Source organism: Rhodopirellula sp. J20-39 (genome assembly GCF_057365095.1).
Genome location: NZ_CP195123.1, coordinates 5459539 through 5473752 on the forward strand (window position 1 = coordinate 5459539; position 14214 = coordinate 5473752).

Sequence of the window (14214 nt, forward strand, 5' to 3'; positions counted from 1 at the left end):
CTCTCATCCTGTTCCACCGGAGCGGTCGCCTCGGGATGCATCCACCTGCCTCCAACCGCAAACTGAGTTCACTTAGCTTGCGGTTCCGCGTTTGTCACCGTGATCTGGCACTGGACCGATGGCAATCCGTCGGCGTGAGCTTTCAGCACGATCTCGCCAGGTTCGCCCGTACCGGCGATGATCGCCAATGCTAGGCCATTGAACGTGGTGACAACGTTTCCTTGAAAGTCTTCGTGGCTCATCGGATCGCCGCTGCCCACGGCTAGCAAACGTCCAGGACCTTCCACTTCCAACGTGACCTTCGCGGCCGCCTTGGGAACAAAGTGACCGTTCGCATCATCGACGCGAATCGTGACGTACGAAAGATCGCTGTTGCCAGCAACCAATTCAGCTTGGTCCGGCGAGACCGTCATCGATTCGGCGTCTCCGGCGGTGTGCCTAACCGACGTGCGAACGACTTTCCCGTCCTTCGTCGCGACCGCCTTCAGTTCGCCAGGCTGGTAAGGCACGAGCCATTCCATGTGCATGTCGTGTTCGACGGTGAACTCACGACTTCCCAGCGACTTGCCATTAAGAAACAACTCAACGCTGTCACAATTCGTGTAGCACCAGACCGGAATCTCCGTGCCTTCCTTTCCTGGCCAAGTCCAATGCGGTAGCAAGTGGACCATCGGCTCGTCAGTCCATTGGCTTTGATAGAAGTAGTAGGTGTCTTTCGGGAAATTGCACAAGTCGATGATCCCGAAGTTGCCCAGCACTCGCGGCCAACCGCCTGATTCACCGATGTAGTCAAATCCCGTCCAACGAAACTCGCCTGCAACGAATGGCAATGTCTTCGTCAATCTCCAAGAATCCCTTGCCGTGATCCGCACACCAGCATTGTCGTACGAAGATTCATAGCGACCGTTCGTTTCGGTAAAGACTTCGTCAGGCGTCAGTGGTGCGGGCTGACTTTGCTTTTCACGGAATCGCGAATGGGTTCGGTATTCCCCTCGAGTTTGCAGCGAATGCGGAACTTCCGATGCGTAAATGAATCGGTTCGGGAATCGCTCGTGATCCGCCTCGTACTGGAAGCAAGAACGGCCACCACCGTTGTAACCAACAACGTCCAACAGTTCGGCAAAGCCAGTCTCGTTAACGCCGGAGATCTGGTTACACCCCGCCGTGACCGGCCGAGTCGGATCGAGCTGGTGACAAAGATCACTCATTCGTTTGACGGTTTCTAACTCACCATTCTTTTGAGCTTCGGGCAATTCATTGCCAATGCTCCACATGATCACCGATGGATGATTCCGGTCGCGCAGCAAATGGTCGGTCAAGTCTTTGTCTTGCCACTCGTCGATGTAACCCGCGTAACCTTGTTTCGTCCGACGACCACAGACCAACTTACCATCTTCGAATCCCCACCCGAAACGCCATTTATCAAACGTTTCGTTGATAACCAGAAATCCCATTTGATCGCATAGATCGAGCAACTCCGGTGGCGGTGGATTGTGTGCGGTCCGAATCGCATTGCATCCCATTTCTTTGAGCATTCGCAAACGACGTTCGAGTGCCTGATCCCATAACGCAGCGCCGAGCGGCCCGAGATCGTCATGGTTGCAAACTCCTTTGAAGATCAAACTCTTTCCATTTAGAAAGAAGCCGTTATCGGCATCAAACCGCATCTCACGGACGCCAAAGGCAGTGTCATATTGATCAGCCAATCGCCCCTCTCGACCTTCGTCATCTGACCCCGCTTCTGCTTCGCCAGCATCGACTAATTGAGTTCGCAATGTGTACAAATCCGGAGCATCCGGCGACCACAACTGGGGGTCCGGCAGCTCGACGATCTGCGACACAACCTCCTTCGCTCCAGCAACCAAGTTCACCACATCGCTGTCGACGGTCACAATTTCGCCATTGGCACCAACAATCTGCTGCTTAACAATCACCTTCTTCGAACTTGAACTTCCATTATTGACCGTGGTGTTGACCGCGACAGTGGCACGAGAAGGCGTGACACTTGGCGTGCTCACTTGAACGCCCCACGGTGCCACTTGCAACTTATCGGTTGTGGTCAACCAAACGTGTCGATAGATCCCCGTCCCGGTATACCAGCGTGACGATGGTTGCTTGGCATTGTCGACACGCACTTCCAAGACGTTGTCACCATTAGCAACTAGATACGGAGTCAGGTCATAGTGGAATCCGATATAGCCATACGGACGTTTTCCCAAAAGGTGCCCATTGATCCAAACTTCACTGTTCATGTAGACGCCGTCGAAGCAAATCGAAACCGACTTACCGATAGCGTCGTCAGCTAATCGAAACGACTTTCGGTACCACCCAATACCGCCCGGCAGATAGCCGCCCGGCCCGCCACTGGGGTTGGCCTTGTCGAAAGGTCCGGCGATTCCAAAATCGTGTGGCAGGTCAACCGATTCCCAACCCTCTTGATCCTGCCTCTTTTCTTCGATGGACTGACCACTTAGTTCACCTAGATGAAAATCCCAGCCTTGATCGAAGTTCTCGCGGGTTCGGGGGCTATCCGAATGCCGAGTGTAACCAGATTGCTCAGCGGCTAGCGCAGCGACGCTAAACACCCCCACCAAACAGGCCTGCAAAAGCCACAACAGCACTGTGGGCTTCCTGCAATGCATTCTCGTCATCCCAAACGAACCGACTCGCGATCCCAGCGGTCTAGCAACGTCGATTAAGCAACAAAAGGCTTTTAAAACTAACAGCGGCACTCCGATTGACCGAACTCTTTTCGAATCCCATTCCACGAATCGACCAACTAAAAAACTCATAAGTTTTCTCACCGAGTGCTGTTTTGTATTTTCAACGCGTTCAAACATACTTAATGCGCACAAGCATTTTCACTTAGCCATATGTGACATTGAGCATTCCCGCCGTGGTTGCTTTGAATAAGAACAACAAGTCGCCTTCCTCGCAAGCGAACACAACATCCAATTGCTCAACGGGAGCGAGTCCAACCTTGGCGGGCTGTTAGGTCTCACGCTTGAATTCACAACCATGAATTTGATTGTTGCGACAGGATCTTACATAGAATGTTTTGGTAGACCTTAATAGTTGCGTGTCGCAGAGGCATGCAATAGGTTCAATCAAAAACCAGATCGAAGTCTTTCATGGCATCCGATCAGGCTCACAAGATCTTCGAAACGCAAAGCTGGATCACGATGGTTTTAAGAACGCTTGTTTTAGTAGTGTCCGCATTCGCTCTGGTAACATCGCCCATCCAGGCGATGGCCCCTAAAAATTTGCAGCCAACCGAACTGCGGCCGATGGACTTGCGAGTCGATGGCAACATCACCCCCATCGGAACGGGGCCCGCACCGATCCTATCGTGGCGTCTTGATTCAACCGAACGTAACGTCACCCAAACCGCGTGGCAGGTCATCGTGGCAAGCACCGCCGAACGACTTCGCGAAGGCAATGGCGACCTCTGGGATTCCGGCAAGGTCACCGCCAGTCGCTCGCCACAAATTCGGTACGCAGGCAATCCACTGGCCGCGGGCCAACGTTGCCACTGGCAAGTCAGATGTTGGGCGACCGGCTACCACCAGGGTGACACCCAAGACACTGACCAGATCGATGCGACATCGTGGAGTGAACCGGCTTACTTCGAAACGGCTCCCAGCACGCCATCGGATTGGCTCGGGGCAAATTGGATAGACGACGGGAAAGCGATGCCGACTGAGGATGCCGCATTTTATGACAACGATCCTGCACCAAGATTACGTTACGAGTTCGCAGTCGACAAACCTATTCAACGTGCTCGATTGCATATTGCCGGTTTGGGATGGTACACCGCTTCACTGAATGGAGACCGAGTCGGCGATCACGAACTTGATCCCGCTTGGACCGCATTCGCGAAACGAATCCTGTTCAGTTCCTTTGACGTGACCGAGCAACTTCAACCTGGCGATAATTGCATTGGCGTGGAATTGGGCAACGGTTGGTTCAATCCGTTACCGCTTCGCATGTGGGGACACCGCAATATTCGCGGCAGTGTCGAAACCGGTCGTCCTCGAGCGATCGCCTGTTTGATTGTTGACTACGACGATGGAACCCAAGCGACGATCACGACAGGTCCGGACTGGAAGTTCATTGAAGGCCCTACGCAATTCAACAGTGTTTATCTCGGCGAAAAACGCGACGCTCGACTGAACCAAACCGGATGGGATACGCCTGGGTTCGACGCCCAAAACTGGAAACCAGTTCACGTTGTGGAAGCGCCGATGGAACCACTGCAACCGCTAACGACCCCGCCGATCCGCGCTGGAAAATCGATTAATGCCGTTGCCATTACCCAGCCTAAACCAGAAGTGTCAATCGTTGACTTCGGCGAAAACTTTACCGGTGTTCCCGAGATCACACTAGATGCTCCGGCCGGAACCGAAGTTCAATTTCGTTTTGGTGAATTGCTGTATCCCGACGGAACGCTCAATCCGATGACAAGCGTTAGCGGCCAAATCAAGGGATCTCGCAAACTAGCTGATGGTTCGGTTGTTTCGAAAGGGGGTCCCGGCGCACCCACCATCGCATGGCAAGCGGATCAATATATCTGTCGCGGCGATGGACCAGAAACGTATCGTCCAAAGTTCACTTTCCATGGTTTTCGGTTCATGGAAATGACTGGACTTCCTCAGTCAGGCGAAGCCGTTTCGCTAGCGAACATCAAAGGTATTCCACTACGCAGCGACCTTGCGTCGGTCGGCGACTTCTCCTGTTCCAATGACCAGCTTAATGCGATCCAGGAAATGACTCGGCGAACCTTCCTGGCCAACGTCGTCGGTGTGCAATCGGATTGCCCGCACCGCGAACGGTTCGGATATGGCGGGGATATCGCCGCGACCAGCGAAGCGTTTCTGATGAACTTTGACATGTCTGGCTTCTATGCTAAGACGGTTCGCGACTGGGCCGATTCCGCACGCCCGGACGGAAACTTAACCGACACGGCACCGTTTGTTGGGATCCAGTACTGCGGTGTGGGTTGGGCAATGGCACACCCATTATTGATGGAACAACTCTATCAACATTACGGCAATCAATCGCTCATCGAACAACAATTGCCCGTTGCGATCCGGTGGCTCGAACTGGAAAACTCAACCCGCAAAAAGGGATTGGTCACCAAGGGATTGGGCGATCACGAAGCACTAAGCCGTTCGGGCGGCCCTGTGATCACGACTGCCATGTTTATTGACGCGGCACGCCGGGTCGCACGCCTCGCACGCATCGTTGGACAGACATCGGACGCGGATCGATTTGACGCGATGGCAGACGATGCCGCCGTAGCGTGGGCTGACTCCTTCTTGGATCCTTCAACAGGGAAGGTGGAAGACGGGTCACAAACCCGACAATCACTGGCCTTAGGATTCGGTGCCGCTCCGGTTGCCAAACGACCAGCGATCTTCGGGCAATTGGTTTCGGCAATTCAGTCTCCCATTCCACTGAAGACAGCCGGCACCGATCAACCCACGGGCCCGTATTTGACAACGGGGATTTTCGGCACACGAATGGTGTTGGAAGAGTTGTCCAAGAACGGGCGAACCGACTTGGCATATGCTCTGGCCGATCGCAACACTTTCCCATCATGGGGATGGATGCTGGACAACGATGCGACCACTCTTTGGGAACACTGGGCCGGTAGCGACGGAACGTTCTCGAACAACCACCCCATGTTCGGTTCGATCTCGGCGTGGTTCTTCCGCTGGCTCGGTGGCATCCAAATTTCGCCGGATGCGGTCGGTGCAGATCGTTTGGTCATCAGCCCTCAAGTTGTATCGAACCTGGACTGGGTCAAGTGCTCGCACCAAACCGTCCGTGGGCTGGTTGAGTCGAACTGGAAATCAACGCCCGAAGCGATCAATCTTGATATCACGATACCGCCTGATACGCTCGCAATCGTCGAATTACCGATCGCTTCAGAGACGGTTACTGAAAGCGGCCTGACTTTAGACAAAGTCGATGGGATTGAGATCTTGGTTCCCGGTCGCCGTCTGAAGGTAGGAAGCGGTCATTACCAATTTGATATCAAAAGGACGAAATAAGTCCTGTTGACCAGGCGTTCGTGCGTGTGAGCCTGTTTTGCAGTTTCACCGGACAGTCGTGAAAAATGTGCTTCACCGCACATGCCGAATAATCGTCACGACTGAACCGGTGGCGGATGCATCCAAGACTGGTTATGCGATTTGAAGCAGATCTTCCCGATGTAATAGACCGAAGAGAAACGCAGGCTGGTCTATTAAATCATGGAGGGACACGCGGTGATCGCGAACAATCAGGCTGGTATCCATTCCCGCCGAGCACGGCGTCTGTTGCTATTAGCAGCCTTGGGTTTCACGGTAGGGTGCCAAACACCAGGGATGTTCGCATCTCGGGAAATATCGCCGGCGCAGCCGATCGGTGGGCAGAAATACGACTCACTAGTGAGCGGGAAACTCGACAGCGAACAACAAACCGATCAACACCTGCTCAACCCAACCACAACGGCTAGCCCAACTGCTAGCGGTGGCGAGTTCGCTGCATCTGGTAAATCGACCAACGTCTCCGACGCACCGGTCAGCCAAGTGGTGTTTGATGAGGTTGTCGTCGATGATCCAAACAAGTCGATGCTGCGAAGAGCGTCCGAGACTTCGTTAGGCCATTTGATGTCACTGGATCCCCCGACGTCATCCCAGTCGCTTACGACAACATCAAGCTCCGAGAACTCGGTTTGGACCGATGGTTCCAGCACCGCAATCCATTCGGCCCCGATTCATTCAACCGGCGAGATAGGGACCACGGATGCGGCGGCCTCTGGAATAAGCTTGGCCCAGATGGAAGCGTTGGCACTCGCCAACAACCCCACGATCCAAGAACTGGTTGCAACGACTCAAAAGGCGGCCGGCTTCCGCACCCAGGTATCTCTGCGAGCCAATCCCGTTGTCGGCTATGCCGGATCGCAATTTGCTGATCGTGGGACGGATCAACACACGGTGTTCATCTCGCAAACAATCATCACCGCGGACAAATTGCAGCTCAATCGCCGAGTCCAAAACGAAGCATTGAGAGCGCAACTACTTGAACTGGAAGCCCAAAAGTATCGGATCGCTACCGATATCGGCACCAAGTTCTACGACGCTCTCGCGGCGCAGCGACGCGTTTTGCTGATCCAAGAGTTCCGTTCGGTATCCGACAAAGGATTAGAATTTGCCGAACTTCGGAAACAAGCCGAAGAGGGCTCTCAACTGGAAGTCGTGCAAGCGAAAGTGCTTAAAAACGAAATCGATCTAGCACTCCAGCAGGCCGAGATTCGGTACAAAGCGGCCTGGCGGGAATTGGTCGCGATAGCTGGAGTGCCGTATATGGAGCCTGCTTTGCTTGTGGGCGAACTTCCCACGACAGCCGAACCGCTGGACTGGGCAAGCGTGGCGTCGACGATCGTTTGCTCAAGCCCTGAATACCAGGCTGCTCAAACCCGCGTGTCCCAGGCGAAAGCAAACATTTGCCGTCAAGAAGTCCAGCCGATCCCGAACCTGGACTTGCAGTTTGCGTCGGGCTACGACAACGGCACGGACTCCGGGATGATCAACGTTCAGATCGGCGCCCCCATCCCGGTGTTCAACAAGAACCAAGGTAATATCTCCGCCGCCCGAGCCGAGTACATTCGAGCATCGCGGGAAGTCGATCGCATTGAAGATTCGATTAAGGCACGACTCGCTGTCGTTTCCGGAAACTTTGATTCGTCGCTTGCAGCGGTGTCCAAATACGCCAACGATATTTTGCCGAATTCACGCGAAGGCCTGGAACTTGCCCAGATTGCTTACAAGGCCGGCGAAACCAGTTACGTTCAAGTTTTGATCGCACAACGATCGTTCTTCGACACAAACCTAGACTACATCGCAGCCCAAGCAAAACTGGCGAAAGCCCGTACCCGGGTTGACGGCTATGTGTTGACCGGTGCACTGGATGCAGTCATGGACAACAGTGGCGACGACAGCCTGCGGGGACTCACGTTGAGCCAACAATAGCGTCTTCACGCATCAACGGTACCCGTTCGGCAATGGCTGGGCTTTGGGGAACTTTGCCAAACGTGGGCAAACTAACCAAAATGTTCCGCGTCTGATTGATCGCTATGGACTCTCGCCGCGTAGCAACCGATAATACCGCTATCTGAAAGCACGCCGATGTTCAAGGTTGGGGTATCACCGCAATCGGACTGGAAACGCCACTTGTTCATAGGATGAGTCGCGATCGTCTGTGCTTACTGTTTCTCGTCCACGCTTCACCGCGTTTCGCAGGAAATCTTGTGTCCACCGCTTGTCGTCTCACGACCGTCGTAGCACTGCTGCTGCACCTGATCTTTGGGTGTTCGTTGCATCATGCGACTGCGTGTGGGTCGCATGGTTTGGATGGATGCGATCACGCCTGTTCGGCAGCGGAAACACCAGGTGTCGATGAAAGCCACGGTCATGATCACCATCATGACGGCTGTACAGGGCATTCCGACGAGGTTTGCGTAGACGGCAATGGCTGCCATACGGAACACGCCGCTGACCAAAACGGTGATGCTAGCACTCAATTGCTTAGCTTTTGTCAGTGCCGATCCATGCCTTGCGATGGTGACCATCCGGGGTGCCACGGTGACGTCGAATGCAGCTTTGTACCCTCAAGCGACATTGTCTTCATGGCAAACGCTCCCTTGGTTGCATTCGTCGACTACGATCACGATTCGCTGTTAAAAGTGGGTAAAACCGCTCTGCGTCGTGGGCTGCATGAACGATCTCCAGTCCATGCAAACGACTCCCTTTCCCACTGTGCTTCTCTCTGCACGTGGTTGATCTGAACTGAGACTCGCGTCCAGCGATCGGTAATCCAAACGCATGTGCTCATGCGTGGTGAATGAATCGACCGTTATCCGCATTCGTCTCAGTCGATGCCGTTGTGGCATCGCTCTTTGCATCTAATCTGTTCTTGATCGGTTCGACCTATGTCCACCCAACCAACTTGGGGTGCGCGGCTGCGCGCCTCCGTTCTAACACTTCTGGCGGTCGTCATTGCGGTAGCCATTGGATTGTTCTTACTGACGGACATCCCCAGCCGATTGGGCATCGTTGCATCCTCAGTAAATGAAACCGATCCGCATGCTGGACACGATCATGGTCCAGGCGAAACAGCTGACCATGAAGGCCACGATCATGGTTCCCACGAAGGACACGATCACGCCGGACATGACGACAGCCAATCTATCGAACTAAGCGATCAGGCTCGTCGCAACATGCGATTGCGCACTCAAACCTTATCGGTCAGTCCGTACACTCGGTATGAAGAAGTCCCGGGCATCGTGACACAGTGGCCGGGCGAGACTCACGTATCAATCACGTCGCCGCTAACCGGCGTGATCAACGCGATCAACATTTCCCGCGGTGAATTGATCAACAGTGGAGAGAAGCTTTTCACGCTCCGTCTGACTCATCAAGATTTAGTGAACACCCAAGAAGCGTTTTTGGCGCAACTTGGACAAATGGATGTCGAAGAACGGGAAATCGAACGGCTGATGTCCATCTCCAACTCGGGTGCCATCGCTGGCAAGACCGTGCTCGCTCGTCAGTACGAACGTGACAAACTGCTTGCGGGGATTCGAGCGGCACGCCAATCCATGTTGCTGCATGGATTAAGCGAAGTTCAGATTCGCGAGATCGAAAGAACCCGGACACTGATTCGTGAAGTCGTCGTAACGGCCCCGCTGCTGGAACAGGATAATTCACTGCACCACGAATCACTCGGCGAGGCCAATAATCGCGTAGCCGACACACCGATTACTCAGCTCGCTGCCATGCAGCCACCCCCGATGACGCTGCCACACCATGACCACCTCGACGCTCAATTCCTGGTTACGAAGCTGGACGTTCGCCGTGGAGAGTCGGTCACGGCGGGTCAACAACTCGCCCAAATCTCCGACTACAGCCGCCTTTTGATCGAGGGTCAGGCTTACCAACGAGACGCAAATTTATTGAGAAATGCCGCGGACGGCGGTGTCGAGTTGCAAGCGATCTCCCGCGGATTGGACGACGAAGCCGATGTCATCCGGGGCCTTAAGATTGTCTACATCGGCAACGAAATCGACACGAATTCACGATCGCTGCCGTTCTATGTTGAACTCGAAAACGAAATTGAACGCACTGAACAACGAGCGGGTAAGCGGTACGTCAGTTGGCGTTACAAACCCGGTCAACGCCTGACAGTTCGATTGCCCGTTTCTCAATTCGACAACGCCATCGTTGTACCTAAGGCTGCTGTTGCCGAAGAGGGACCGGAACGTTTCTTGTTTGTACAAAACGGCGATCACTTCGACCGCGTTGCTGTGGAAGTGCTCGCCGTGGATAGCGTGCATGCCGCTATCAAAAATGACGGTCAAGTATGGCCTGGCCAAACCATAGCGGTCACCGGTGCCCATCAACTTCAGATGGCGATGAAGAACAAATCGGGTGGTGCGATCGATCCACACGCGGGACACAACCATTAGTGTTTTGCCGCAGCTTGCCTCTTAAACCGGCCTTTTGATGGTCGTCGCCAATCTCGCAAACAAGCGACAACGCACACCATCCATTGCTACCAACGCTCCAATCACCGCCATCACCCATCACTAGTAAGTCATGTTAGATCGCATCATTTCATTCTCGTTGCACAATCGATTGATTGTGTTGGCGGTTGCCGCCATCCTGTTGGCGTTGGGAGCGTGGCAGACAACGGAACTACCGATTGATGTATTCCCCAACTTAAATCGCCCCCGCGTGGTTGTCATCACCGAGGCGCCCGGGATGGCACCCGAGGAAGTGGAAGCGTTGATTACCTTTCCGTTGGAAACGGCGTTCAACGGAGCCAGTGGAGTCGAAGCCGTTCGCAGCAGCAGCGGTATCGGGCTGTCGGTGATCTACGTCGAATTCGATTGGAACACAGACATCTACAACGACCGGCAAGTGGTCAACGAGCGTTTGCAACTGGTCGCGGAACAATTACCGGACGGGGTCAAACCAACCCTGTCGCCCATATCGTCGATCATGGGCCAGATCTTGATGTATGGGATGTGGAGCGAAGGCGGTGCGACCGAACCGATGGAAGTCCGGACACTGGCCGACTGGGTTGTTCGTCAACGATTGCTCACCATCCCCGGCGTGTCACAAGTTTTCACGATGGGTGGCGGGAGGATGCAATACCAAGTGCTGGTTGATCCCGATTCACTTCGTGAGTTCGGCATCACGATGGATGAGGTGCATCTCGCGGTTACCGAATCGAACCAAAACGCCACCGGCGGGTACCTCGACGAAACGGGGGCAAACGAACTTCTCGTCCGCGGGCTCGGACGCCTTACCAGTTTGGACGATCTCAAGGAGATCGCGATCACGATGCGAGACGGGCGGCCGATTACCTTGGCCGACGTTGCCAAGGTCGTGGAAGGGCCGCAGGTCATGCGTGGTGATTCGTCAGCATACTTGCGTGATGATAACCAGAAGATCGAAGGGGGCCCCGCGGTTGTCTTGACGATCAACAAGCAACCTGGAAGTGACACGCGAGCAGTCGATCAAGCGATCGCCGAAGCGCTGGAAGAATTGAAGATATCACTGCCCGATGACATTCGCATCGCCAACGTGTATTCCCAGCGTGCGTTCATCGACCGCGCGATCGATAACGTTGTCGAAGCCCTTGCCGATGGCGGCGTGCTGGTTCTGGTGATCCTGTTCCTGTTCTTATTGAACTTCCGCACCACGTTCATCACGTTAACCGCCATTCCGCTGTCGATTATCGCCACCGCGTGCGTGTTTGCCGCGTTCGGTCTGACGATCAACACGATGACGTTGGGCGGATTGGCCGTGGCAATCGGCGAATTGGTCGATGACGCGATCGTCGACGTCGAAAACATCTTTCGACGACTCAAAGAAAATCGTCACTCGGCCAACCCACGCTCAACCTTGGCGGTCGTCTACGACGCCAGCATCGAGGTACGCAGCAGCGTCGTATACGGAACGGCCATTGTCGTTCTAGTTTTCATCCCGCTGTTCGCACTCGAGGGCATGGAAGGCAAACTCTTCGTACCACTCGCGATGGGGTATGTGGTTTCGCTGATTGCATCGCTGGGTGTCTCGTTAACCGTCACACCCATTCTTTCGTCGCTGCTATTGGTAGGTCGACGAGCCTGGCAACTGGTCGTTCCCTTCCTGGCGTTCGCAGTATCTACGTTGACGATTTACTGGGTCGTCCCACGAGCCATTCACATTTTGCACCTGCCGTTTGATCTTCCCGGTAATCCGCTGTGGTGGTCGTTGGCGTTAACGCCGGTTTTTTGGATCTTGATTCAAGTTTCCGAAAAACTACTAGGCGGTCCCGAAGCGGAAGAGGGCCGTTTGCTGGAAAGCCTGAAGGGCATCGCGGGCGTGGCCATCGACTTCAGTACACGATTTGCCGGCCCCGTACTGGGCGTCGCCGCGGTCATGGCAGCGTTCGCCCTCTATACGGTCTCTCAACTGGAACGAGATTTCTTGCCGCCGTTCAACGAAGGGGCGGTTCAGGTGAACGCGTTGCTTTCCCCAGGAACTTCACTGACAACAAGCAACCAGATTGGACAGAGCGTCCAAGAGGAACTGATGAAAATCGAAAGCGTGAAGTCCGTGGCACGGCGAACCGGCCGAGCGGAACTGGATGAACACGCCGAAGGTGTCAACGTGACCGAACTGTTCTTAGAGATCGCCGACGACGCGGATCGAGAACAAACGATCGAGACCATCCGTGAAACCATGGCGGAAATACCCGGGGTGGTTTCCAGTACTGAACAACCGCTGGCTCACCTCATTAGCCACATGATCTCCGGCGTGAAAGCCCAAATCGGCATCAAGCTCTACGGGGATGACCTGGATCTGTTGCGAAGCAAGGCGGAAGAAATGAAGCGTCGTATCGCTGACGTTCCTGGTCTGGCTGACGTGATGATCGAACAGCAAACCAACATTCCACAACTTCGGATTGAACTGAATCGTCGAGCACTGACGCAAAACGGTTTGCGGCCTGCCAATGTGATGGAGTTGGTGGAAACTGCGATGAACGGGAAAGTCGTTAGCCAAGTCCTGCTTGGCCAGCGAACGTTTGACTTAATGGTCCGACTAGACGAACCGTTCCGGGAAGATGCATCCAAACTTCGGCGAATGGCGGTGCCGCTGCCCGACGGGGGTACTTTGCCGCTGGAAGCCGTCGCTAACATCTATGAAAGCGGAGGCCCCAACATGATCAAGCGTGAACAGGTCCGTCGCCGCATCGTATTACAAGCCAACGTTTCCGAACGTGGTGTGGTCGATGTCGTGGGTGACATCAAATCCAGACTGGCCGACTTGGAACTGGAACCTGGCTACTTCATTGAATACGGCGGACAGTTTGAAAGTCAGCAATCGGCGTCACGACGTCTGATGATCCTATCTGGCATCGCGTTGTTGGGAATGTTCTTGGTTCTGTTCATGTTATTCGGGAATGTCAACTTTTCACTTCAGGTTCTTGTAGCACTTCCCACGGCGTTCATCGGGGCGGTTACCGCGTTGGTCATCACGGATCAGAACTTAACCGTCGCCGCCATGGTGGGCTTCATTTCGCTGTGCGGGATCGCCAGTCGTAATGGCATCCTACTGCTGAATCACTATGTCCACTTGGTTGAGCATGAAGGCGAATCATGGACTCGACAAATGGTCAAGCGAGCGGGACAAGAACGCATGGCACCCGTTTTGATGACCGCGTTGACCAGCGGGATCGGATTGCTGCCTCTGGCACTGGCCGCCGGCGAGCCAGGAAAAGAAATTTTGTATCCAATCGCGACCGTCATCGTCGGCGGATTGCTAACCAGCACGTTGGCGGAGTTCTTCGTGCGTCCAGCTTTGTTTTGGGCCATCGGGCAACAAGCCGGCAAAGAAATCGTCGCCAGTCACAAGATGGATGACTCGGATGCCCTATTCGACGCTCAACCGGAAGGGTCATGAGATGGCATTGGTGATCCGAGCGTCCAATGCTTCCACTCGATTAACCATGTGTGTTTCCACAATGGATGGGCCAAAGAGTCCTTACAACTTCATACGAACGGACTCGTTTCCTCGTCCACTACTTAAGACCTCGATCTAAACAAACGGCTAGTCAAGCGATTTTACAAAGTATGCGACATAAGAATTGCCGCCTGAATTGCTCACACGACGTTCT

7 protein-coding genes are annotated in these 14214 nt (G+C 54.3%); 4 read left to right on the top strand and 3 right to left on the bottom strand.

Going from position 1 to position 14214, the window contains the following annotated elements:
* Nucleotides 1-68: 68 nt before the first annotated feature.
* A complete protein-coding gene (locus ACR3ZL_RS19780) occupies nucleotides 69-2621 on the bottom strand; it encodes a glycoside hydrolase family 2 TIM barrel-domain containing protein (RefSeq protein ID WP_473651375.1) in 2553 nt (850 codons plus the stop codon).
* Nucleotides 2622-3131: 510 nt separating this feature from the next.
* On the opposite strand from ACR3ZL_RS19780, the gene ACR3ZL_RS19785 reads away from it, so the two are divergent.
* Entirely contained in the window at nucleotides 3132-6056 is a 2925-nt protein-coding gene (locus tag ACR3ZL_RS19785; protein ID WP_473651374.1) for a family 78 glycoside hydrolase catalytic domain, read from the top strand.
* Nucleotides 6057-6272: 216 nt separating this feature from the next.
* Nucleotides 6273-8018: a TolC family protein gene (locus ACR3ZL_RS19790; RefSeq protein WP_473651373.1), complete on the top strand. Its 1746-nt coding sequence runs from the start codon at nucleotides 6273-6275 to the stop codon at nucleotides 8016-8018.
* 71 nt (nucleotides 8019-8089) lie between these two features.
* Here the strand turns inward: ACR3ZL_RS19790 and ACR3ZL_RS19795 are convergent, their stop codons facing one another.
* Together ACR3ZL_RS19795 and ACR3ZL_RS19800 are read right to left on the bottom strand one after the other, a co-directional pair.
* Entirely contained in the window at nucleotides 8090-8227 is a 138-nt protein-coding gene (locus tag ACR3ZL_RS19795) for a hypothetical protein (protein WP_486172911.1), read from the bottom strand.
* Nucleotides 8228-8272: 45 nt separating this feature from the next.
* A complete protein-coding gene (locus ACR3ZL_RS19800) occupies nucleotides 8273-8569 on the bottom strand; it encodes a hypothetical protein (RefSeq protein WP_473651372.1) in 297 nt (98 codons plus the stop codon).
* A 408-nt stretch (nucleotides 8570-8977) separates the two neighbouring features.
* Here ACR3ZL_RS19800 and ACR3ZL_RS19805 point away from each other — a divergent pair, with 408 nt between their 5' ends.
* Together ACR3ZL_RS19805 and ACR3ZL_RS19810 are read left to right on the top strand one after the other, a co-directional pair.
* Nucleotides 8978-10513 (top strand): efflux RND transporter periplasmic adaptor subunit, encoded by a 1536-nt coding sequence (locus ACR3ZL_RS19805; RefSeq protein ID WP_473651371.1) that lies wholly within the window; start codon nucleotides 8978-8980, stop codon nucleotides 10511-10513.
* A 130-nt stretch (nucleotides 10514-10643) separates the two neighbouring features.
* Complete coding sequence (locus ACR3ZL_RS19810; RefSeq protein ID WP_473651370.1) at nucleotides 10644-14000, top strand: efflux RND transporter permease subunit; 3357 nt, start codon at nucleotides 10644-10646, stop codon at nucleotides 13998-14000.
* The last annotated feature ends 214 nt before the right edge of the window (nucleotides 14001-14214 follow it).